Origin of the sequence: Mesorhizobium sp. BR1-1-4, from assembly GCF_020165375.1 — a bacterium.
Lineage (GTDB): Bacteria > Pseudomonadota > Alphaproteobacteria > Rhizobiales > Rhizobiaceae > Mesorhizobium > Mesorhizobium australicum.
Genome location: NZ_JAIUIB010000004.1, coordinates 346606 through 368627, shown reverse-complemented (window position 1 = coordinate 368627; position 22022 = coordinate 346606). Strand labels below are relative to the sequence as shown.

Annotated in this window: 18 protein-coding genes and 2 tRNA genes; 9 read left to right on the top strand and 11 right to left on the bottom strand. The window is 60.8% G+C overall.

Annotated elements, in window-relative coordinates:
• Window positions 1–182 precede the first annotated feature (182 nt).
• Window positions 183–1832 (bottom strand): RecQ family ATP-dependent DNA helicase, encoded by a 1650-nt coding sequence (locus LB571_RS10965; protein ID WP_224594351.1) that lies wholly within the window; start codon window positions 1830–1832, stop codon window positions 183–185.
• A gap of 179 nt (window positions 1833–2011) precedes the next feature.
• Here LB571_RS10965 and LB571_RS28960 point away from each other — a divergent pair, with 179 nt between their 5' ends.
• On the top strand, window positions 2012–2314 hold the full coding sequence (locus LB571_RS28960; protein ID WP_224594350.1) for a DUF1496 domain-containing protein: 303 nt from the start codon (window positions 2012–2014) through the stop codon (window positions 2312–2314).
• Window positions 2315–2431: 117 nt separating this feature from the next.
• Window positions 2432–3364: a hypothetical protein gene (locus tag LB571_RS10955; RefSeq protein WP_224594349.1), complete on the top strand. Its 933-nt coding sequence runs from the start codon at window positions 2432–2434 to the stop codon at window positions 3362–3364.
• Window positions 3365–5295: 1931 nt separating this feature from the next.
• On the opposite strand, the gene LB571_RS10950 is transcribed toward LB571_RS10955, so the two are convergent.
• Window positions 5296–5371, bottom strand: a tRNA-Val gene (locus tag LB571_RS10950).
• A gap of 217 nt (window positions 5372–5588) precedes the next feature.
• Between LB571_RS10950 and LB571_RS10945 the strand changes: the two genes are divergently transcribed.
• Together LB571_RS10945 and LB571_RS10940 are read left to right on the top strand one after the other, a co-directional pair.
• Window positions 5589–5665: transfer RNA gene (locus LB571_RS10945), tRNA-Asp, on the top strand.
• A gap of 312 nt (window positions 5666–5977) precedes the next feature.
• On the top strand, window positions 5978–6493 hold the full coding sequence (locus LB571_RS10940) for a hypothetical protein (protein ID WP_015318186.1): 516 nt from the start codon (window positions 5978–5980) through the stop codon (window positions 6491–6493).
• A 69-nt stretch (window positions 6494–6562) separates the two neighbouring features.
• Here LB571_RS10940 and rbsK read toward each other — a convergent pair whose 3' ends face one another.
• The 3 genes from rbsK to LB571_RS10925 are packed head-to-tail and all read right to left on the bottom strand — an operon-like array spanning window position 6563 to window position 9026.
• Window positions 6563–7492 (bottom strand): ribokinase, encoded by a 930-nt coding sequence (gene rbsK, locus LB571_RS10935; RefSeq protein WP_015318187.1) that lies wholly within the window; start codon window positions 7490–7492, stop codon window positions 6563–6565.
• Between the two features lie 4 nt (window positions 7493–7496).
• On the bottom strand, window positions 7497–7949 hold the full coding sequence (locus tag LB571_RS10930) for an RbsD/FucU family protein (RefSeq protein WP_015318188.1): 453 nt from the start codon (window positions 7947–7949) through the stop codon (window positions 7497–7499).
• 27 nt (window positions 7950–7976) lie between these two features.
• Window positions 7977–9026, bottom strand: a complete 1050-nt coding sequence (locus LB571_RS10925) for an ABC transporter ATP-binding protein (protein WP_015318189.1) — start codon at window positions 9024–9026, stop codon at window positions 7977–7979.
• A 277-nt stretch (window positions 9027–9303) separates the two neighbouring features.
• On the opposite strand from LB571_RS10925, the gene LB571_RS10920 reads away from it, so the two are divergent.
• The 3 genes from LB571_RS10920 to LB571_RS10910 all read left to right on the top strand — a co-directional run bounded on the left by LB571_RS10920 (window position 9304) and on the right by LB571_RS10910 (window position 13083).
• Complete coding sequence (locus LB571_RS10920) at window positions 9304–10968, top strand: ABC transporter substrate-binding protein (RefSeq protein ID WP_015318190.1); 1665 nt, start codon at window positions 9304–9306, stop codon at window positions 10966–10968.
• 69 nt (window positions 10969–11037) lie between these two features.
• The gene (locus tag LB571_RS10915) at window positions 11038–12159 is read left to right on the top strand and encodes a carbohydrate ABC transporter permease (RefSeq protein ID WP_224594348.1); all 1122 of its coding nucleotides are present in this window, start codon (window positions 11038–11040) and stop codon (window positions 12157–12159) included.
• Window positions 12160–12165: 6 nt separating this feature from the next.
• A complete protein-coding gene (locus LB571_RS10910; RefSeq protein ID WP_023773222.1) occupies window positions 12166–13083 on the top strand; it encodes a carbohydrate ABC transporter permease in 918 nt (305 codons plus the stop codon).
• Between the two features lie 45 nt (window positions 13084–13128).
• Here LB571_RS10910 and LB571_RS10905 read toward each other — a convergent pair whose 3' ends face one another.
• On the bottom strand, window positions 13129–13872 hold the full coding sequence (locus LB571_RS10905) for a creatininase family protein (RefSeq protein WP_140617022.1): 744 nt from the start codon (window positions 13870–13872) through the stop codon (window positions 13129–13131).
• Window positions 13873–13875: 3 nt separating this feature from the next.
• On the bottom strand, window positions 13876–14421 hold the full coding sequence (locus tag LB571_RS10900; RefSeq protein WP_263484424.1) for an SIS domain-containing protein: 546 nt from the start codon (window positions 14419–14421) through the stop codon (window positions 13876–13878).
• Between the two features lie 211 nt (window positions 14422–14632).
• On the opposite strand from LB571_RS10900, the gene LB571_RS10895 reads away from it, so the two are divergent.
• The gene (locus tag LB571_RS10895) at window positions 14633–15655 is read left to right on the top strand and encodes an aldo/keto reductase (RefSeq protein WP_140617024.1); all 1023 of its coding nucleotides are present in this window, start codon (window positions 14633–14635) and stop codon (window positions 15653–15655) included.
• Between the two features lie 84 nt (window positions 15656–15739).
• On the opposite strand, the gene LB571_RS10890 is transcribed toward LB571_RS10895, so the two are convergent.
• From LB571_RS10890 to clpP, 4 genes are all read right to left on the bottom strand, one after another.
• Window positions 15740–16012, bottom strand: coding sequence for an HU family DNA-binding protein (locus LB571_RS10890; protein WP_015318196.1), 273 nt, complete (start codon window positions 16010–16012; stop codon window positions 15740–15742).
• 196 nt (window positions 16013–16208) lie between these two features.
• Window positions 16209–18620 (bottom strand): endopeptidase La, encoded by a 2412-nt coding sequence (lon, locus tag LB571_RS10885; protein WP_015318197.1) that lies wholly within the window; start codon window positions 18618–18620, stop codon window positions 16209–16211.
• Between the two features lie 274 nt (window positions 18621–18894).
• Window positions 18895–20169, bottom strand: coding sequence for an ATP-dependent Clp protease ATP-binding subunit ClpX (gene clpX / locus LB571_RS10880; protein ID WP_013532190.1), 1275 nt, complete (start codon window positions 20167–20169; stop codon window positions 18895–18897).
• Window positions 20170–20464: 295 nt separating this feature from the next.
• Window positions 20465–21094 (bottom strand): ATP-dependent Clp endopeptidase proteolytic subunit ClpP, encoded by a 630-nt coding sequence (clpP, locus tag LB571_RS10875; protein ID WP_015318198.1) that lies wholly within the window; start codon window positions 21092–21094, stop codon window positions 20465–20467.
• A 334-nt stretch (window positions 21095–21428) separates the two neighbouring features.
• Between clpP and LB571_RS10870 the strand changes: the two genes are divergently transcribed.
• On the top strand, window positions 21429–22022 hold the full coding sequence (locus LB571_RS10870; RefSeq protein WP_140661971.1) for a hypothetical protein: 594 nt from the start codon (window positions 21429–21431) through the stop codon (window positions 22020–22022).

Here is a 22022-nt window from a genome sequence, read left to right as displayed (position 1 = left end):
TAAGTCGCCCGAGTTGACCCTATCGGCAAGACCGCGGCTCAGCTTGTTCCATAGCTGAAGGTACCACAGAGGCTTGGGCTGTTGATGTCGTGTGGCGCGTCCTTCTATCCAAAAACGGCCATTCCTAGCAGCTGAGAAGCGCCATACGACGATCTTTCGAGGAACACGACGTAGCGGGCCGCTCAGTTTCGACTCCGTCGCCCAAATTCGCCTCCCACGATACGCGCAACATAAGTCGTTTCGCCGTGCTTTTTGATCATTTCAGCGTCGCAGCTATCGCAACAGGCCGTATGGCGCGTCTTTGGGGCACGCGTCGCAAAAACCGATTCAAGGATTCGCTCGGATAGACTTAGATTGGCTCGCCCTTCGGCCTCGCCGAAGTATCGGCGGATCGACTCGCGAAAACAGGACGTCGAGCGGAGCATTCCGGCCACTTGATCGATGTTCCCGTTCCGCTGCGCCAGCATGAACGCTTTTTGCAGATCATCGCCCGGCGCGTTCAAAACCGTCAACTCGGCCATGTATCTGAGTCGCCCTGCGTCGCCCCGACCCGGACCATCGTGGAAAATGACTGAAACCGACGGCTTCCGATCCCGGCCAGCCCGGCCGAATTCCTGCAGCAAGTCCTCCACAGATGCCGACTGCTGCCAGTGAACCACCAGCCGCACATTCGGGACATCGAGACCCATGCCGAATGCATTGGTGCAGATGATCTGATCGACAACCGGACGGCTCTGTCCGAGAAACCGCTTGACGAGTTCCTGCCGCTCCCACGCGTCTCCAAGCTTGGAGTGATAGAATGGGAGGTCCAGCCCAAGGCTCGAAAGGGACGCTTTAAGGTCCTCCCCGACTTTTACGGTAGGCACAAAGACCATCACCTTCTGCCCCTTCAACTGAGGCAGAGAAAGCATCGACGCGATCTCTTGCGCTCGCCGTTCAGGTCGGCACTGCCGCCGCAACATCGCGATATTTGGCCTATCGACATCGCGGACGAAAACCTTCGCGTCGGGGATGCCAAGCGATGAAAGGATTCGGTTCTGCATCTCCTTTCCGGCGGTAGCAGTGAAAGCCAAGACTGGGGGAGCCCCGAGTTTTTCTCGAACCTCGCTCAGTCGCCCGTATTCGGGGCGGAAGTCCTCTCCCCAACGGTCTACGCAGTGGGCCTCATCAATGACCAAAAAGGAGGGCTCGCTTCGTTTGAGTTGACCGCGCTCGGCATCGCTACGAACGAAAAAGCGTTCCGGCGCAACGTAGAGGAGCTTAATTGCCTTGTGGCCAAGCAGGGAAAATCGGGTGGCCTTTTCCTCGCGGCTGAGATCGCTGTTGATGAACGTAGCCGGTATCTTCTTCGCCAAAAGGTCAGACACCTGCTCGGCCATCAGTGCCTTCAGGGGAGACACAACAAGGGCAACCCCACGCCTCAGCACCGCAGGAAGTTGAAAGCACAGGGTCTTGCCAGAGCCTGTAGGGCTGACCAGCAATATGGATTTCCCTGAAAGAGCCGCCAGAATGATTGGGAGCTGACCGTGACGAAATCTTTCAAGTCCAAACAGCCTTAGAGCGGGTCCGAAGTTGCCCGCCGCTTCGGTCACCACCCCCTCACGGTCTAGCCATTTGGCAAGGCGTACTGCCCATCTTTCAATAGTCCGTCTTGCGAGGCCACCGGCCAAGTTGGGGTGATGGCTCGCATGGCAGCCGTCGCAGAGAGTGACTAAGTTCGACATTTCGTCGGTGCCACCCATAGAGCGCGGCAGCAAGTGGTGAATGTCCGCGCTTGCCGATATGAGTTCGACGCCGCACGAGACGCATCGAAAGCCGTCCCGTTGCAACACCTGCTGTCGGACAGCAGACCAACTATTCGATGGCGGGTTCAGACCGTACTCTCCTCATTCTGGCCAGCATCAGCTGGCTGGTGTTTCACGATGCTTGAGGAAGAGTAAGATGCCTCCGTTAAAACTGGGTGCAGGGCTGTTGGCAGGGTCCAGCTATTTCAGACCACGGGGTACATAGGATGCGGTATTGGTTGCTTTATCTTGCGGCACTGCCGAGTTTCGCTCACGCGCAGAACGTCTATGAGGTCCAGAGGGTTTGTTGGCTGGCTGGGCAGCAGTACTCCCCGGGTGCCGTCATTCTAGCCGCGGATGGTCCGATGTTATGCAGCCCGGATTTCGTGTGGGTAGATACGAAGAAGGCACCTGCCGGATGTCTGAGGAACGGACAGCTATCTGCCGTCGGCACTATTGCAAAAGGTGAAACCAAAGACTCCATCCAAACGGAGTGTCGGCCGGACGGGACGTGGGAGCGGGTCGAGTGATCGATGCTCACTGCTGCCAGTGACAACGGTCGGGTTGGCTTGGCGCAACACCTAGTGATTGACGGTTGCGGCCACCCGCATTCATAGCGATCACCACCGAAACGAACAGAGATTCTCATGGTCGCGATTAGACTCACGGGGGCGGCAGTCACGTTGATTGCGTTTACCCCTATCGCCCACGCTTTTGATTGGCCCGCCCAGCTGCAGAAGTCACCGACCGCCCTTCAGGCGGCCCTCGGATCGAGTGCCAGCTGCAAGGAAAGCGACTTCTCCGTGCCAGTCGATTTAGTAGACCAAAGTACCAAGGTTCAGGCCGACCTGCTAAACCCGATTACTACCAGCGCAGGAGCGTTCAGTCTGGGAGATCTCTCCATCGACTACGACCAGTACCGTCGTTTCCGTTCCGATAGCGTGACGCTCACGACGTGCATCCTTGGCCGCGAGGCAACGGCCATCGCCTATGTCTACAACGCGAGAATCTTCCGGATCGCAATTCGATATGATCGCTGTCAGGAACGTCGAGAAGAGAACCTTCTCCTGTCTAAAGAGACCGAATTCGTTTGTTCGGGCGTCGATTTGACTGAAAAGCCCTTCGACACCTCGCTCTATGCCGAGATCAAGAAGATCCCCCACGGGTATCAGACAGCCTATGAATGGATCCCTTCCTCACACAAGGGTTACGGTCCAGCGGAGGAGCGGCTTTTATTTAGCCTCGAATGCGACGGCTACAACGAACTCACGGGAGTCCTTCGGGCCAGTAAGGGGTCAAAGCGATGCCTTCTCGCGGTTGACAACAAGGACATCGAGCACTGGTCGGGAGCCGCGATCTACGAACGCTACGAAGACGGTTATCTGGCCGATGAGGTGACAGCGCATTTGGCGGCATCTCGGCTTTTCGTGGACCTTCCGGCCGAGCAGCGAGCGCTTGAGGCGATGCTTCCTGAGGCGCAGACTATGATCAGCGGCATCCAGAACAGAATAGAAGAGCGGCTGGCGGCAAAGAAATCCAAGGAAGACGCGGTTTCAGACCTCCTCGGCGCTGATAAGTGACGTGACTACAATGGAAAGAGGGGGATTTTCGCCATCTCGCTCACCATAGTTTTGAGAGTGACTTCACAGTGTGTCTCGCCGACGTGCGCGGCGCTTGGCCCAATCGCATCGAGAATACGGGGCGGAATACCAGAACCTTTGACCCCTTGACTGGATTGCTGACCAATAGGCCCAAGTTCCACGGCATGGGTGAGGACACTCCGAGCAAGCCCACTGCTCGCGCACACGAGACTCGCTTACTGCTCCTCCACATACGCCAAGCATCCTTCGATAAAGCTTTTCGACTTCCCCCGGCAATCGGACGCACTTGTGATCCCACCCTGTTCTGCCCAAGCGTAGCCCGCTTTATGGCCCGAACAATCGCCAGTGCAACGGTAGCTACCGAATGTCGCCGAATTGGTCTCATCGGGCAAACTAGACGAATTTCCCACGGGCTCCTTAAGCCCCTCTTGGTGAATCAGCTGGAACTTCCCATCCAAGAGAACATAGTAGTTAGTGACCTTGGGGCCTTCTTCATTGGCTACGCCACGAAATATTACGAGATGACTGTCTTGCTGAAACTGAACCCTCTTTTCGTCCCCTTCATAGCAGCATGTGGTTTGCGGGTACTCGATCACCTTTCCGGAGTTCAGATCGACAACTCCACCCATCAGGCAACTCGTGCCGCATCCGAAAGTGACTCCGACATAATGTCCCGCCAAATTCGGGGGTGCGACGGCAGCCTCCCTCATCCTTGAGCGGAACTGCTTCGAGAACCCGGTTCGCTCAAGCACCGTTGGGTGCTTCCCATTCCACTGTTGTTCCGCCGGATATTGGCTGAACGTTGGTGCGCTATCTTTGGCGCTTGTTGGCCCTCCAGCAATCATCAGAAGAGCCGCCATAACCAGTACACACGGCTTCAAACGTGCGATCATTCCCGATACCCCATGAGCCCACCGGTTGGGTGCCCAATCAACATCATCGTGGTGTTCCCCCTCATATCGGAGCGCGGCACCTTACGCCTTCTCTGCCCCAATCAGTTACCATTGCCTCCATAGCCATCTGTTGGTCATATATTGCTCCATGGACAATCGAACGCGCATCGCTGACTTTATCAAGCGTTTCCCGGGAAGGGATGACGATCAGATCTCGATGGCCCCTCAAGATCACGCCGCGCCAAACTGTAAATCAGATTTGCCGCGCGCTGGCCACCGCAGGGGTGGTGGAGAGACGTCCAAATGCGAGCGGTAAACTAGCAAACTATCCCTTGGGGATTAAGGGCGATCCACTTCCTTCAGGGCAAGCCAAGGAGCAACCGCAGTCCAGCGGCGCTGTGGACGCCACCGCTGATTGGTTTTGGGAGGCAATGTCGCCAATGCGGTTGCGCATTGCCTGCGAAAGCAAGGCTGGTCGATCATGTCTCAAGCGGATACTGGTAAAGAGGAACGGGGCGTGGATATCCACGCCACCCGCCTCAACCAAGCGTTCGTAATTGAGGTGAAAGGATATCCTTCCCGAGGCTACCGCGATCCAAATCGGAGTGGCGAGACGAAGCCCACAAATCCTTCGCTACAGGCACAGCACTGGTATGCTCATGGTCTGTTAAAGGCGCTACGGATGCAGTCGGCGTATCCGACAGCTCAAGTTGCAATCGCGCTGCCCGATTTCCCGCGATATCGGTCTCTGTTTGGCGAAACAGCCCCAGCTCTTCAGCGGCTAGGAGTCGCCACATTCTTCGTTGCTGCGACGGGCCTTGTGGAGCCTACTGGGCTCTAACTGTTTCGCGCGAGACCGCTCCCGGTTCGCTAGGGGCACGTAATCCTAACTCTGGCGATTCAGCTGACCAGCGACCGGATCGCGCCGATCAGGCTGTTGCTATTCTGTAGCTATTGGTCAAACCAACCGCCAAATTAGCCAGGAGCTGAAACGCAAATTTCGCTTCGAAAACAATGTGGTGGGCGATGACGGACTCGAACCGCCGACATCTTCGGTGTAAACGAAGCGCTCTACCAACTGAGCTAATCGCCCGCTCCGGGCCGGACCTTTAAGCGGTCGGGACCTGCTTCGCAAGGCCAAATGAGTGCGGGATGCCCTGTTCGCAGGCCGGATTTGCGAACAAAATGCCGGCTGTCAAAAAACCTTCTCCTGTTTGGCGTTATGATGGTTTGGTGCGCTTGACACCCGGTAGCGAACCCCTTATCCAGCGCCCCAACGACGAACACGGCTGACACGTGCTCGTCAATGCGCGGGTGTAGCTCAGTTGGTTAGAGTGCCGGCCTGTCACGCCGGAGGTCGCGGGTTCGAGCCCCGTCACTCGCGCCATTTCCCCTCAAGGACGATGATCCTTGGCTCCGGGGAAATGCCGACAAAATTGTCAAAGACCTCTCCAGGAACAGCGTCCGAAGACCTTCTTCGGCCCCGTTCTTCTCGGCTCCAAAATCGCCCTTGCATGAGCGATGCCTTGGAATCCACGACGCGTTTCGTGTGGGTCGCCAAGCAACGGACGAAGAGGCCCTGCGGACAGCGGACGACTTGGTCGTTGCGAATCTGCTTGCGCAACCGCCCACAAAACGCTCGATTCATGCCGCAGGCAGCCACATTGCAGTATGCTGCCGGAATGGCATGGAGGACGTAATGTCAATTGCACCGAACATTTCCACGCGCACGATATTCACGCTGATTTGCCTGGGTGGCGCGACGACGGCCGCATCCGTCCTTTTTCCCGCCGCCGCGTCGGCCGACCGGCTGCAGCGATGCGCTCGCGAGGGTGAGATCTGCCGCCTGCCCTATCCCGCCGAGGTCGTCTACGGCGCCAGGGGCCGCACGACCTCGCGTTACATCGAGCGCAACGCGGTACCCTGTTCGAACCGCGTTTTCGGCGATCCCGCGCCGGGCAAGGAAAAGTTCTGCTTCATCGTGAAGCGCGACCGTGACGAGTCGAACGACGACTACGATCAGCCACGCCGCGAGAAGTGGGCGGTCTGCGCCGAGGAAGGCGAATTCTGCGATTTCTATGGCCGCAAGGTGGTCAGGTATGGCGCCCGCGGCCGGTTCACGCAGGACGTGTTCCGCAATGGCGTCCAATGCGACAACGATGCATTCGGCGATCCCGCTCCCGACCAGGGAAAGCGCTGCTACGTCATGCAGTAGCTCTCAACGCCCACTGACCCGGAGGCCAGAACGGTCTGGGCTCCGGGACCCCGCGAACCCTGAGCAGCCTCAGCGCTTGGCCAGCAACGCCTCGACCTCCTGCGATGTCGGCATAGACGGTGCCGTGCCTGGACGGGTCACCGAAATGCCGGCCACGGCGCAGGCGAAGCGCACCGCCTCCAGCGGCTCCACGCCGCGCGAAAGTGCTGCGGCCAAGCCGCCGTTGAAGGCGTCCCCCGCGCCGGTGGTTTCGACGACAGGGCCGGCACTGATGGCGGAAACATGCTCGGAGCGATCCTTCGTGTGCAGGAGCGCGCCCTTTTCGCCCAGCGTGACGATGACCGTGCCGACGCCCTTTTCGAGCAGCTTGCCGGCGGCGGCGCGAGCCTCCTCGACCGAAGAAACTTTCAGCCCGGTCAACTCCTCCGTCTCTGTCTCGTTCGGTGTAAGATAGTCGCAGAGCGCGTAGATGCGGTCGGGTAGCTTTGCCGCCGGTGCCGGGTTGAGGATGGTCGTCACCCCGGCCCCGCGTGCGATCTCCAATGCCCGCAGCGCGGCATCGATCGGCTGTTCGAGCTGCGTCACGAAAACACCGGCACCCCTGATAAGGTCGGCATTGGCTTCGATGTCCTCGGGCGTGATCAGCATGGCAGCGCCGGGGCTGACGATGATGGCATTGTTGCCGCTCCCCTCCTCGACGAAGATGTAGGCGGCACCGGTGTAGCTGTCCGGCGTGTCGATGGCAGCACTCTTCACGCCGGCATCCTTCCAGGTCCGCTTGGCCATGTCGGCGAAGGCATCGACACCGAGGCGGGTCAGGAACGCGACATCGGCCCCCAGCTTGCCAGCGGCCACGGCCTGGTTCGACCCCTTGCCGCCCGGCCCCAGCTTGAAGGAATTGCCAAGGATCGTTTCGCCCATGCGCGGCTGGCGCTGGGCCCTGTAGGCCGTGTCGGCGACAAACACACCGAGGATGACGACCGGCTTGCCCGAGGCCATGCCGCTACTCCGCATCCGGCGGCACGACGCCCTTGCGGAAGGCAAAGCAGCCGTAGAAGCGGCGTTCGCCGGTCTGGATGACGCAATAGGCCTGCTTGGCGCGCTCGTAGAAGGCGTAACGCTCGACCGGCACCATCGGCCAGGACTTGCCCTCCGCGGCGTCGATCTCTTTCTGCACTTCCTTCTGCACGGCTGGGATCTCGTCCGGCTTTCCGACGATCTCCATTCGGGCGGCGGAATCATCGACGAACGTGTCCAGCGGGTAGAGCGACAGAACCGCCTTGACCACTCGCGCCGCCGGCGCATCGATGCGGAGCACCCGACCGAGTGCCGTCTGGCGCGCCACCGAATCGGACGGGAAGTTGGTGTCGGCGATGATCAGGTCGTCGCCATGCCCCATCGCCCGCAATGCCTGGAGCACGTCGGCATTGAGCAACGGATCGATCCCTTTGAGCATGATGGTCCTCGTGAAGTGCGTTTGAGATCAGAGACGCTTGCCGGCCTCGGCGTCGAACAGATGGATATGGTCGAGCCTTGGCCGGAGCTTCAGCGTATCGCCGGGCTTGAAGTCATGGCGCTCGCGAAACAGCGCCACCATCTCGCCGTCGCCGAAGCGGAGGAACACCAGGGTTTCCGAGCCGGTCGGCTCGACCACGGAAATCTTCGCCGGCACGCCTTCGGGATGGATTTCGAGATGTTCAGGGCGCACACCATAGACGACGGAGCGCCCTTCCTCGACGGTGTTGTTCGGAGCGACCGGGAATAGCGTTCCGGCAATCTCGACGCCGCCCTTGCGCCCGGTACCCTTGAGCAGGTTCATCGACGGCGAGCCGATGAAGCCGGCAACGAAAAGGTTCGCCGGCCGGTCGAAAAGCTCCAGCGGCGCGCCGACCTGTTCGATGCGGCCATCGCGCATGACGACGATCTTGTCGGCCATCGTCATGGCTTCGATCTGGTCGTGGGTGACATAGATGGTGGTGGTCTTCAGCCGCTGGTGCAGTTCCTTTATCTCGGTTCGCATCTGCACGCGCAGCTTGGCGTCGAGGTTCGAAAGCGGCTCGTCGAACAGGAATACCTGCGGATTGCGCACGATGGCGCGCCCCATGGCGACGCGCTGACGCTGGCCGCCGGAAAGCTGGCGCGGGTAGCGCTTCAGATAGGGGCTGAGGTCGAGGATGTCGGCGGCGCGCTTGACCCGCTCGGCAACCACGGCCGGATCGGTCTTGCGCAGCTTGAGGGCGAAGGCCATGTTCTGCTCGACCGTCTTGTGCGGGTAGAGCGCATAGTTCTGGAACACCATGGCGATATCGCGTTTTGCGGGCGGCAGGTGATTGACGACACGGTCACCGATGGCGATTGTGCCGCCGGAGACGGTCTCCAGCCCCGCCACCATCCTGAGCAGCGTGGACTTTCCGCAACCGGACGGGCCGACAAGCACGACGAACTGGCCATCGGCAATGTCGACGCTGACTTCGTGCAGAACCTTGACGGTTCCAAACGCCTTGGCCACATTGCTGATCGCGACTTGAGCCATCGTTCCCCCATCGGCTCCACTGGCCGCAGGCGCAGAAGCTAACCAACGCGACCGGTCAGGGCAAGTCGGTCTCTTATAGATAAAAACCCGTCCTCGTTGACACGGCGTTTGGTTGTGAGAATAGTGACGAGCGCCAATCCGAACGCCGGTACTCTACCCGAAAAAACGGAACGCGAAGCGACGCAGGTCGGGGTCCTGATTTCGCTTCTAAAAAGGCCAGCGCCCGGCACGATTGGCACTTTCGATTCACGACTAACGTTCTGGGAGGAAATAGTCCATGCGAGTAGGTCTTTACGACAAACTGGTACGTGCCGGCGCCACAAGGCGCGACATATTGAAGGGCGCGGCCTCGATGGCCGCGATCGCCGCCGCATCCGGCGCCGGACTTGGCGCGCTGACGCGCCCGGCTTCCGCCGCAAGCGAACTGCGCTCGAAAATCCTGCAGATCCCCGGGGTTGGCAAAGGCCAGCCGACAGACGCCGACTTCCAGAAGGTCGGCGAGCTTTGCCTGGAGGCGACCAAGGCCAATGTCAAGGAAGGCGAGTTCGCCGGCGTCGAGCTCACCTTCATGGGCCTCAACAACCAGAACCTGCACAATGTGCTGTTCCGTGGTTTCCTGAAGCCATGGGAGACCTATACCGGCGCCAAGATCAGCTGGATCGACCTGGCGCAGGCCGACTACAACGCCCGCCTGCAGCAGTCGATCGCCACCGGCACCGTCGACTTCGACATTATCGAGATGGGCGCGCCGTTCGAGGGCGACGTCTGCGGCAAAGGCCTGACTTCGGAGATGCCCGACTGGGTCAAGAAGCAGATCGACTTCGACGATCTCGTCAACTACCTCAAGCCGCCCGTCGGCACGTGGGATGGCAAGCAGTACCGGGTCACCATCGACGGCGACGCGCACAATTTCAACTACCGCACCGACGTGTTTGCCGATGCCGACCTCGCCAAGCAGTGGAAGGATGGCGGGGCGACGAGCGAATGGGGCGTGCCTAAGACCTGGCAAGAGGTTCAGGCCGTGACCAAGTTCCTGAAAGGCAAGAAGTTCAAGGGCCAGGATGTCTACGGCTACCTCGACGCGCCCAAGCCCTGGGGCGGGTTCGGCTTCTACTTCCTGGGCAGCCGTGCCACCGCCTACGCCAAGCATCCCGACGACAAGGCCTGGCTGTTCGACGCCGACACGATGAAGCCACGCATCAACAATCCGGCCTGGGTACGCGCCATCCAGGACGTCATCGACGCCCTGCCGTCGGAGCCGGCCGACCAGATCAATGCCGACCCGAACACCACCGCCTTCCAGCAGTTCCTGGCCGGCACCGGCTCGATGATCCCCTGGTGGGGCGACGTCGGCTCGAACGTCAAGACCAATGACAGCTCGGTCATCGGCGATGTCACCGGCTTCTCGATCCTGCCGGGCTCCGACGATGTCTACAACTCCAAGACCGGCAAGTGGGAGAAGCTCGCCAGCGGCCCGAACTATTCGCCCAACTGCGCCTATCTCGGCTGGGGCGTCTATGTCATGGCCCGCGTCGATAGCGACGAAAAGAAGAAGAAGGCGGCATGGTCGGCCGCCGCCCATCTCGGCGGCAAGGACCTGTCGATCTGGACGGCGATGTATCCGTCGGGCTTCCAACCCTACCGCAATTCGCACTTCGACATTCCGGAGTGGGTGGCGGCCGGCTACGACGAGGCGTTCATCACCTCATATCTGAAGTCGGAAGGCGACAGCTACAATCATCCCAACGCGGCGATCGAGCCGCGCATCCCCGGCATCTTCCAGTATTACAGCGCCGCCGAGGATATCCTGGCCAACACCTTCGCCGGGAAGATGAAGGCGCAGGAAGGCGCCGATGCCATCGCAGCCGCCTGGGAGAAGCTGACCGACCAGATTGGCCGCGACAAGCAGATCAAGCTCTACAAGGCCTCGCTCGGCATGTAGGCTGCCCTGTGAACCGTGGTCCGGCGGCAACGCCGGGCCACAGCCTTCCCTTCCAAACGGGCGAGATTTGTGACTGACCAGACTTCGACCGCGACCCGGTGGCCGGCAGACGCCGCCCCCTATGATCTGATCCCGCCGGGCCGCAGGCGTCTGGGTTGGGCGCTGATGGCGATCGCCACGCTCGGCCTGCTGGCGATGATCGTGGTGCAGATCCTCTACAAGACCGAGGTCGATACGATCGGCTTCGAGACATGGCGGCCCGTGGTCTACGCCTATGTGCTGTGGGGTGTGGCGATCGGCATCGGCCAGGTTCTGACACGCGGCGAGGACGGCCAGCGCGCGCTGTTCCTGCTGCCGGCCCTTTTGTTCACCATTGCGATGGTGATCTTCCCGACCCTGTTCGGCTTCTACATCGCGCTGACCGATTGGAACCTCTCCTCCTTCAGCGGCCGCAGGTTCAACGGGCTCGACAATTTCTGGCAGATGCTCGCCGACCCCTACTACCGCAACGCCCTGTTCAACATGGTGCTCTATGTGCTGGCGGTGCTGGTCGAATATGTCATCGCCTTTGGCCTGGCACTGCTCCTCAACGCGCAGATCCGGGCTCGCAAGTTCTTCCGGGTGGTGTTCCTGATGCCGCTCATGCTGTCGCCGGTCGCGGTCTCGTGGATGATCGGCAAGTCGCTGATGGAATACCGCTTTGGACCGGCAGCCACGCTGGCGCGCCATCTCGGCTGGGAAGACCCGGCCTTCTTCTCGAACCCGATCACCGCCCGCATCTCGATCATGCTGCTGGACGCCTGGACCTTCATCCCGTTCATGATGATCATGCTGCTTGCGGGGCTGCAGGCGATGTCGCGCGAGGTGCTGGAGGCGGCACGTGTCGACGGCGCCACGGCCTGGCAAACCTTCTGGCAGGTCACTTTCCCGCTGATGCTGCCGGTGTCGGTGACGGCGGTGATCCTGCGCATCATCTTCAAGCTGAAGCTTGCCGACATCATCATCACGGTCACCTCGGGCGGTCCGGGCGGCGCCACCGATTCGGTCTCGAGCTTCATCTACCGCGAATACCGCGACCGCTCGAATGTTGGCTATGGCACCATGCTGGCGATGGCCTATCTCGTCATCATCGTGGTGTTCGTGACCTGGCTGTTGAAGTTCGCCGGTCGTTTCGTCCGCAATGTGAATTAGGTAGAGATGAGCGTTCAGACCACCGACTACGTCGCATCCGAAATCCGCTCGCCGGCGAGCTTCCTCGCCAGCCGCGTCTTCATCTATGGCGCGCTCGCCTGCTGGGGCTTCATCTGCCTGTTTCCGATCTATTGGACCATCACCACATCCTTCAAGACGGCGGTGGATGTCACCCAAGGCCACCTGATCCCGTTCGTCGACTTCCAGCCGGATTGGAAAGGCTGGCGATCGCTTGGCCTGTCGCCGGACTCGATCTTCCAGACATCGACGGTGCGCGACGAGTTCCTCAAGCGCTTCATGAATTCGGTCATCACCTCGGTTGGCGCGTCGAGCCTGGCGATCATCATCGGCAGCCTCGCCGCCTATGGCCTGACCCGCTACCGCTACCATTTCGCCTGGTTCAAGAACGAGGACATCTCCTTCTTCTTCCTGTCGCAGCTCATCCTGCCGCCGGTGGTGCTGGCCCTGCCCTTCCTGGTGCTCTACCGCGAAGTCGGATTGCTCGATACCCGCGTCGGGCTGATCCTGCTCTACACGCTGATGGTGCTGCCGATCGTCATCTGGATCATGCGCGACCAGTTCAATTCCATCCCCGTCGAACTCGAGGAAGCAGCCCTCGTCGACGGCTTGTCGATCTGGGGCGCCTTTTTCCGTATCGTCATGCCGATCGCGCTGCCGGGCATGGTGGCCGCCTTCATCCTGGCGATGGTGCTGTGCTGGAACGAGTACTTCTTCGCCGCCCTTTTGACGTCCACGGACGCCAAGACAATTCCCGTCATGGTGGCGAGCCAGACCGGCTCGCAGGGCATCAACTGGTGGTCGATGGCAGCCCTTGCCACGGCGGCAATCGCGCCACTGGCGGTCATCGGCATCGCCCTGGAGCGCTACCTGATCATGGGCATGACCGCTGGCGCGGTGAAGTGACCGGGCGTCTTCACCTCCCCTCGGTCGGAGAAAGGTCGCGCTAATCTAAGCCTTCAGGATCGCGCGCAGATGATCCATGATCATGGCGACGCCCTTCTGTCCAAGTGCTGCCGAGGCTTCCGCCGCAGTTGCCGTATACCAGCTTTTGTTGTCCGCGAAATGCGCGGCGTCCACCGCTTCCGGGCATAGCGCCAGCATCAGCGATGTCTCGCCGATGCCGGCATGGTCGAACGGATATTTGCCGTTCATGGCGGTCGGCATCAGCGGGTGCACCTGCACCCAGTTGAAGAAGTTTTCGCCCTCGGCATGTCCGGCATAATAGTCGGCCATCGTCTCTGAACCCCACCAGCCCTCGCCACGCTGCTTCTCGAGGAAGCGGAAGATCGCCTGTCTGCCTGCGGTCTTGAAGGCGAGATCCGTCGGCATGCCGGCGGCGAAATTCTCGGTCTGGTGATGAATGATGGCGTGGATGTTGCGAAACCCAATGCGCAGCAGGCTGTAGAACAGCGCCTCGCCGAATGGCGCCAGTTGATTGCCGCCGACCTGGACGGAGCCGCTGCCTTCCGGCGGTGCCACCGCGTAACTCGCCGCGCCATAGTAGAAGGGCGGCAGGATGACGACATCGCTCTCTTTTTCGAACAGCTCCAGCGTCTTGATGACTGCCAGCGTATCCATGCCGACGGCCATGTGCTCGCCATGGTATTCCAGCACGCCGAGCGGCAGCGCGACCGGCCAATTCTGGGCGATTGCCTTTCGGATCTGGTGCGGCAGCATCAGTTCATAGCGCATGATCTATTCCATGTTGGTGTGGCGGGCGCGCATGGCTTCCGGCGACGCCGCGGTCATCTCCCTGAGTTTCAGCACCATGATCTCGAACAGCACGAACAACGCGCCCTCGAACACCGAGCCCATCGGCAGCACCGACGTCTTTTGCGGCCCCTGGTCGTCGGCCATGGTCTGCGCCGGGATCAGCAGCGTCAAATCGGCCAGCCCTGCGGCGCTGCCGCCTGCCTGGGCGGTCAGGAGCAGGACGGTGGCGCCTGCCTCGCGCGCGATGCGCATCAGGGTGAGTACGGTCGAGGTTTCGCCGGGTCCGGAACTGACAAGCAGGACATCGCCCTGCCCTACAGGCGGGGTGGTCATGTCGCCGACGACCGAAACCGGCAGGCCCAGATGATAGAGCCGCATGGCGAAGCCCTTCACCTGCAAGGCCTCGCGGCCGCAGCCATAGACGACGATCTGTCTGGCACCGACCAGCATCCCACAGGCGGCGTCGATCCGATCGCCATCGACGCGCGCCAGCACCGCGCCAAGCTCGTCGAGCGCGGTCTTGAACATCTCCGAGCTGGAGTTGCTCACGGCCGCGCCGCCTGCGCGCCGGCAATCGAATTGGATTGGCAATTCCTGATCACGCTTTTCCCCGGAACAGCTTGATTTCGTTCATGCTAGCAACCGGGAAAATGCGTGTCCAACGCTCAGCGGCGCTTTTGCCAAGCCACGAGCGTGATAGTGTCATGTCAGACAAATCAATCCGGGAAAATTTCAAGATATGAAGACACGGCATTTCGACCGCATCGGCAATGGCGGCATCACCTTCACGGAGCTGGGTTTCGGTACAGCGCCGCTCGGCAATCTTTACCGCGCCGTCTCCGACGAGGATGCCAATGCGACGCTGGAGGCCGCCTGGGCGACCGGCTGCCGCTATTATGACACCGCGCCCCTCTATGGGCTCGGCCTATCGGAAACGCGCCTCAATCCGTTCCTGCGATCCAGGAAGCGCGACGACTACGTGCTGTCGAGCAAGGTCGGCCGCATCATGCGCGCCTGCCCGCCAGAAGAGCGCACCGGCATCGGCAAGTTCTTCGACACGCCGTCGCGCAAGGAGGTCTACGATTACAGCTATGACGGCGTCATGCGCTCGTTCGAGGCCTCGCTGGAGCGGCTTGGCGTCGACCGCATCGATATCCTGTTCGTGCACGATGTCGATATCTTCACCCACGGCAGCAAGGAGGCGTCCGACCGGCGCATCGAAGAGTTCATGCGTTCGGGCTATTATGGCCTGCTCGCCTTGCGCGACCAGGGCGTCATCAAGGCGTTCGGCGGCGGCATCAACGAATGGCAGGTGGCCCAGACCCTGGCCGAGCGCGGCGATTTCGACCTGTTCCTGCTTGCCGGGCGCTATACGCTGCTGGAACAGGAGGCGCTGACATCGTTCCTGCCGCTTTGCCAGAAACGCGGCATCGGCATCGTTCTCGGCGGCCCGTACAATTCCGGCATCCTGGCCACCGGACCGAAGTCCGGCGCTTACTACAATTATTCCGAGGCGCCGCAGGAAGTGCTCGATCGCGTGGCGCGCATCGAGGCCGTCTGCAAGCGCCATGGGGTCAGGTTGATCGAAGCCGCCCTGCAGTTCCCGCTGTTGCACCCGTCGGTGGTTTCGGTCATCCCCGGCGGTCAGCGGCCTGAAGAGGTCGAGAGCAACCGCTCGCTCCTGGACGCCAAACTCCCTGCAGCGCTCTGGGCCGACCTCAAGAACGAAGGCCTCATGCGCGCCGACGCCCCGACAGCTTGAGGAGCTACCGTCCGGCCCAATACGCCGAAAAAGAAAAGCCGGGCAAGCCCGGCTTTTCTGGTTTTTTCAAAAATAAAAACGCGCTTAGTTGACGGCGTCCTTGAGACCTTTGCCGGCCGAGAACTTCGGCACGGTGCGCGCCGGGATCTTCACTTCGGCGCCGGTCTGCGGGTTGCGGCCGGTGGATGCGGCGCGCTTTGACACGGTGAAATTGCCAAAGCCGACAAGCCGGACATCGCCGCCCTTCTTCAGTTCGCCGGAGATGACAGAAAACACTGCATCGACCGCAGACTGCGCGTCACCCTTCGAAATGCTCGCGGCGTCGGCGACAGCGGACACCAGTTCGTTCTTGTTCATAAAAATTCCCTTCCATGAGAACACCGGAACTCACGACTCATCCGGCAGGAAACGGACTTTAGAAAGAAGCGTTCCCGCAACCAAGTCGAAAAGGCAGGAAAATAGCGGAAAAAGCCCGGAATTCCGGGGTTTTTCACATGAAAAAGCCGGGCGCGAGGCCCGGCTTTCTGTTTGTGCGCTGCAACCTTAGAAAAAACTAATGCGCAAGCGACTTTCCAGCGTCATCGCTGGTGTCCGTGGAAGCCGGCGGATTGACCGGTTCGACCCATTCGATCGGCTCCGGCATCCGCACCAGCGCGTGGCGCAACACCTCACCGACGCGTGAGACCGGAATGATTTCCATGCCGTTCTTCACGTTGTCCGGGATCTCCGCCAGATCCTTGGCGTTGTCTTCCGGGATCAGCACCTTCTTGATGCCGCCGCGCAGTGCGGCGAGCAGCTTCTCCTTGAGGCCGCCGATCGGCAAGATGCGGCCGCGAAGCGTTATCTCGCCAGTCATCGCCACATCCGCCCGCACCGGAATACCCGTCAGCACCGACACGATGGCCGTGGCCATGGCGGCACCGGCGGACGGACCGTCCTTCGGCGTGGCGCCTTCCGGCAAGTGCACGTGGATGTCGCGCTTGTCGAACAGCGGCGGCTCGATGCCGAAATCGATGGCGCGCGAGCGGACATAGGAGGCCGCCGCCGAGATCGATTCCTTCATGACGTCGCGCAGATTGCCGGTCACCGTCATGCGGCCCTTGCCGGGCATCATGACGCCTTCGACCGTCAGCAGCTCGCCGCCGACTTCCGTCCAGGCAAGGCCGGTGACGACACCGACCTGATCGTCAGCCTCGACCTGGCCGAAGCGGTAGCGCTGAACACCGAGATAGTCGGCGAGGTTCGCCGCTGTGATGCTCACCGTCTTCTTCTTCGTCTTCAGGATCTCGGTCACCGCCTTGCGCCCGAGCTTCATCAGCTCGCGCTCCAAGCTTCTGACGCCCGCTTCACGGGTGTAGGTCTGGATGATGGCGCGGATCGCGTCCTCACCGACGGAGAACTCCTTTGGCTGCAGCGCGTGATCGCGAATCACCTTCGGCATCAGGTGCCGCTTAGCGATTTCGATCTTCTCGTCCTCGGTGTAGCCGGCAATACGGATGATCTCCATGCGGTCCATCAGGGGCGCAGGGATGTTCAGCGTGTTCGCCGTCGTCACGAACATCACGCTCGACAGGTCGTATTCGACCTCGAGGTAGTGGTCCATGAACGTCGAGTTCTGTTCGGGGTCGAGCACCTCGAGCAGCGCGGACGACGGATCGCCACGGAAGTCCTGGCCCATCTTGTCGATCTCGTCGAGCAGGAAGAGCGGGTTGGACTTCTTGGCCTTCTTCATCGACTGGATGACCTTGCCGGGCATCGAGCCGATATAGGTGCGCCGGTGGCCACGGATCTCGGCCTCGTCACGCACGCCGCCAAGCGCCATGCGGATGAATTCGCGACCGGTCGCCTTGGCGATCGACTTGCCGAGCGAGGTCTTGCCGACGCCGGGAGGGCCGACGAGGCACAGGATCGGCCCCTTCAGCTTCTTCTGGCGGCTTTGCACGGCAAGGTACTCGACGATGCGGTCCTTGACCTTGTCGAGGCCGAAGTGATCGGTGTCGAGCACGTTCTGCGCGTAGGCCAGGTCCTGCTTGACCTTGGAGTTCTTGCCCCACGGGATCGACAGCAGCCAATCGAGATAGTTGCGCACGACAGTCGATTCGGCCGACATCGGCGACATCGTCCTGAGCTTCTTCAATTCGGCATCCGCCTTTTCGCGGGCCTCTTTGGAGAGCTTGGTCTTCTTGATGCGGGCCTCGATCTCGGCGGCCTCGTCGCGGCCGTCCTCGCCCTCGCCGAGCTCCTTCTGGATCGCCTTCATCTGCTCGTTGAGGTAGTATTCGCGCTGCGTCTTCTCCATCTGGCGCTTGACGCGCGAGCGGATGCGCTTCTCCACCTGCAGGACGGAGATTTCGGCTTCCATGAAGCCCATCGCCTTTTCCAGCCGCTCCTTGACGGAAAGCGTGGCCAGCATTTCCTGCTTTTCAGGGATCTTGATGGCAAGATGCGAGGCAACCGTGTCGGCGAGCTTGGAATAGTCGTCTATCTGGCTGGCGGCACCCACCACTTCGGGCGAGATCTTCTTGTTCAGCTTGACGTAGTTCTCGAAGTCAGTGACGACCGAGCGGGCCAGGGCCTCGACCTCCACCTCCTCCTCTTCCGGTTCGACCAGCGCCGTGGCCTTGGCCTCGTGGAAGTCGGGACGGTCGGTGAAGGAGACGATTTTCGCACGCGAGGCGCCTTCGACCAGAACCTTGACGGTGCCGTCGGGCAGCTTCAGCAATTGCAGCACATTGGCAAGCGTGCCGATGTCGAAGATCGCATCGGGCTCGGGATCGTCATCGGCGGCATTCATCTGGGTGGCAAGCAGGATCTGCTTTTCCTGACCCATCACCTCTTCCAGCGCCTTGATCGACTTTTCGCGCCCGACGAAGAGCGGAACGATCATATGCGGGAACACCACGATGTCGCGCAGTGGGAGGACCGCGAAGACGCCGTCGCTGGGAGCCTTGGATATTTTGGCCATTGTCCAACCTTTCATGTCGCGGCCACCATCAGGCCAACCGCGAATCTCATATTAACGACCGGGGATCGTTCCGCCTACCACCGTTTATGACGGGAGTTTTACAGCACAGAAATCGGGCACCTCGGCCTTCTCGTGTTAGGTGGAGGCAGGCAGGGCAAAGATCAAGAGTTAACATCGTCCCCAATCCACTCCATCGCGACGCTGTGCCGGTTCCTCACAGCAAAACGGCGCCGCAGGGGCGCCGTTCCATAAAAATATAGGGCCAAGTGCCATATCAGGCGCTGACATTGCCCTTCTTTTCCTTCTGTTCGGAATAGATGTAGAGCGGCCGGGCACTGCCGGTCACCACCTCTTCCGAAATCACAACCTCGCGCACGCCTTCGAGCGCCGGCAGTTCGAACATCGTGTCGAGCAGGATCGCTTCCATGATCGAACGCAGGCCGCGCGCGCCGGTCTTGCGCTCGATGGCGCGCTTGGCGATCGCCGAAAGCGCGTTCTCGTGGAAGGTCAGATCGACATTTTCCATCTCGAACAGGCGCTGGTACTGCTTGACCAGCGCATTCTTCGGCTCGGTCAGGATCTGGATCAGTGCCGGCTCGTCGAGATCCTCCAGCGTCGCCAGAACCGGCAGACGGCCGACAAACTCCGGAATGAGGCCGAACTTCAACAGATCCTCGGGCTCGACCAGGCGGAAAACATCACCCGTGCGGCGATCCTCCGGCGAGGCGACGACAGCTCCGAAGCCGATCGAGGTTTTCCTGCCGCGATCCGAAATGATCTTGTCCAGCCCGGCGAAGGCGCCGCCGCAGATGAACAGGATGTTGGCGGTGTCGACCTGCAGGAACTCCTGCTGCGGGTGCTTGCGGCCGCCCTGCGGCGGCACGGAGGCGACCGTGCCTTCCATGATCTTGAGCAGCGCCTGCTGAACGCCCTCGCCCGACACGTCGCGGGTGATCGAGGGATTGTCGGACTTGCGTGAAATCTTGTCGATCTCGTCGATGTAGACGATGCCGCGCTGGGCGCGCTCGACATTGTAGTCGGCCGACTGCAACAGCTTCAGGATGATGTTCTCGACGTCCTCGCCGACGTAACCGGCCTCGGTCAGCGTCGTGGCGTCGGCCATGGTGAAGGGTACGTCGATGATGCGGGCCAGCGTCTGTGCCAGCAGCGTCTTGCCGCAGCCGGTCGGGCCGATCAGCAGGATGTTGGACTTGGCCAGCTCGACATCGTTGTTCTTGCCGGCGTGCGCGAGGCGCTTGTAGTGGTTGTGGACGGCCACCGACAGCACGCGCTTGGCGTAGGGCTGGCCGATGACATAGTCGTCGAGAACCTTGAGGATCTCCTGCGGGGTCGGCACGCCCTCGCGCGACTTCACCATCGAGGTCTTGTTCTCCTCGCGGATGATATCCATGCACAGCTCGACGCACTCGTCGCAGATGAACACCGTCGGACCGGCGATCAGCTTGCGCACCTCGTGCTGGCTCTTGCCGCAAAACGAGCAATAAAGCGTGTTCTTGGAATCACCGCTGTTGTTGCCGACCTTGCTCATTTTCATGTCCTTTCATGGCCGCCCGCCGATGGTCTGGCTGAAAGGGCGCATACTCTATTTATCGCGGGAATCCGCCGCCGCCAGTCTTCCGGCTCCCGCAACGTATTCCGTACGAAACACAAATCAGAAAACGTGGCAATGATTCGCAGCTTCCCCACGCAAAGCTAAGCCGTCGAAAATCAACATAGCCTTAACGTAGGCAATCCCGACCTCCGAGGGAACAGCCAATTGTGGCCGAAATGACGCAAGACACGCCAAAAGCGCGTGATGGTGCCATCCAACTGCCAACTAGCCTTTATGCCAACGCTCCCTCGGCCGCCTCGCGCGACGAAATGACCTTGTCGATCAGGCCAAAATCCTTGGCCTCGTCGGCGGTCATGAAATGGTCGCGGTCGAGCGTCTTCTCGATGTCCTCATAGCTCTTGCCGGTGTGCTTGACATAGACCTCGTTGAGACGACGCTTCAGCTTGATGATGTCCTGGGCGTGACGCTCGATATCGGACGCCTGCCCCTGGAAGCCGCCGGACGGCTGGTGAACCATGATGCGGGCGTTGGGCGTGGCGAAACGCATGTCCTTGTGGCCGGCGGTCAGCAGCAGCGAGCCCATCGAGGCCGCCTGGCCGATGCACAGCGTCGACACGGCCGGTTTGATGAACTGCATGGTGTCGTAGATCGCCATGCCCGAGGTGACGACGCCGCCCGGCGAATTGATGTAGAGGTTGATTTCCTTCTTCGGGTTCTCCGCTTCGAGGAACAGGAGCTGCGCGCAGACCAGCGTCGCCATGCCGTCCTCGACCGGACCGGTGATGAAAATGATGCGCTCCTTGAGGAGGCGCGAGAAAATGTCGTAGGCCCGCTCGCCGCGATTGGTCTGTTCGACCACCATCGGAACGAGGTTCATGTAGGTTTCGACGGGATTCTTCATCAGTTATCTCTTGTCTCGCGGTGGGATTCCGGCGCCGGACAGGCTGGCAGCTCGGGCAGAATCGGTTCTGGATCGTTAAGATGTAAATAGGATGCCGGCTCATCCTTGTGCAAGGCCGACCCGTCCTAGCCATCTGGGTAAGTCGAATCAAGCTTCCGGGCAAGAATTAGCAGCAGCTGATGCCACGCCGACCTCAAATACCGACCGGCCCCGCCAGGGTAGCAGTTTCTTAACCTCGTCACTTAACGAAATGCGCCAAAACCGCTTTTCTCCGCAACGGCTTCCCCTACAATTCAACGTTGAACTTGTGCCTACAGTTCAGACGGGGAGTGCCATGTCCGGGAAAACCGCATGCTTCACCATTGCAGGGATGACCATGCTCGGCTCGATTTCGCAAACGGCGGCCGGTGGTCGCGCCGTCGAATGCTACGAGCCCGTCCACACACCGGCCGTTTACGACACCGTCTACGAAGACGTCATGGTCAGCCCTCCCGGCCAGCAGATCGTCGACTATGATCCGCCGATCTATGGCACGCGCGAGCGAGTGGTGGTGACTGTGCCGGCCCAGGTTCGGTATGAAGTGGTGCCTGCGGCCACCAGGACCGTCTACCACACCGTCAGGGTCGATAGCGGCGGCTATTCCTGGAAATGGCGCGTCATCCATGGCCGCCGCGTTTTGTGCAAGGTTTGGCACAAGGCACGCTTTGAACGCGTCGCCGAGACGGTGGTGATACAGCCCGAGCGCACGCGGCGCGTCGTCATTCCGGCGCAATATGACAGCATCGCCGAGGAGGTGCTGGTGCGGCCCGAGCAAAGGCGCGTCATCGATATTCCCGCCGCGTACCAGACCGTCCCGCGCCGCGTGCTGGTGCGCGAAGGCTCATCCGGCTGGCGGCGGGTGCATATTCCAAGGCACTGCCAGGACTAG

What these genes read in the sequence shown, in the direction of transcription:
- LB571_RS28960 (WP_224594350.1), top strand. Translation starts at nt 2,012, where the DNA reads ATGCGGTATTGGTTGCTTTATCTTGCGGCACTGCCGAGTTTCGCTCAC.
- LB571_RS10955 (WP_224594349.1), top strand. Translation starts at nt 2,432, where the DNA reads ATGGTCGCGATTAGACTCACGGGGGCGGCAGTCACGTTGATTGCGTTT.
- LB571_RS10940 (WP_015318186.1), top strand. Translation starts at nt 5,978, where the DNA reads ATGTCAATTGCACCGAACATTTCCACGCGCACGATATTCACGCTGATT.
- rbsK (WP_015318187.1), bottom strand. Translation starts at nt 7,492, where the DNA reads ATGGCCTCGGGCAAGCCGGTCGTCATCCTCGGTGTGTTTGTCGCCGAC.
- LB571_RS10930 (WP_015318188.1), bottom strand. Translation starts at nt 7,949, where the DNA reads ATGCTCAAAGGGATCGATCCGTTGCTCAATGCCGACGTGCTCCAGGCA.
- LB571_RS10925 (WP_015318189.1), bottom strand. Translation starts at nt 9,026, where the DNA reads ATGGCTCAAGTCGCGATCAGCAATGTGGCCAAGGCGTTTGGAACCGTC.
- LB571_RS10920 (WP_015318190.1), top strand. Translation starts at nt 9,304, where the DNA reads ATGCGAGTAGGTCTTTACGACAAACTGGTACGTGCCGGCGCCACAAGG.
- LB571_RS10910 (WP_023773222.1), top strand. Translation starts at nt 12,166, where the DNA reads ATGAGCGTTCAGACCACCGACTACGTCGCATCCGAAATCCGCTCGCCG.
- LB571_RS10905 (WP_140617022.1), bottom strand. Translation starts at nt 13,872, where the DNA reads ATGCGCTATGAACTGATGCTGCCGCACCAGATCCGAAAGGCAATCGCC.
- LB571_RS10900 (WP_263484424.1), bottom strand. Translation starts at nt 14,421, where the DNA reads ATGTTCAAGACCGCGCTCGACGAGCTTGGCGCGGTGCTGGCGCGCGTC.
- LB571_RS10895 (WP_140617024.1), top strand. Translation starts at nt 14,633, where the DNA reads ATGAAGACACGGCATTTCGACCGCATCGGCAATGGCGGCATCACCTTC.
- LB571_RS10890 (WP_015318196.1), bottom strand. Translation starts at nt 16,012, where the DNA reads ATGAACAAGAACGAACTGGTGTCCGCTGTCGCCGACGCCGCGAGCATT.
- lon (WP_015318197.1), bottom strand. Translation starts at nt 18,620, where the DNA reads ATGGCCAAAATATCCAAGGCTCCCAGCGACGGCGTCTTCGCGGTCCTC.
- clpX (WP_013532190.1), bottom strand. Translation starts at nt 20,169, where the DNA reads ATGAGCAAGGTCGGCAACAACAGCGGTGATTCCAAGAACACGCTTTAT.
- clpP (WP_015318198.1), bottom strand. Translation starts at nt 21,094, where the DNA reads ATGAAGAATCCCGTCGAAACCTACATGAACCTCGTTCCGATGGTGGTC.
- LB571_RS10870 (WP_140661971.1), top strand. Translation starts at nt 21,429, where the DNA reads ATGTCCGGGAAAACCGCATGCTTCACCATTGCAGGGATGACCATGCTC.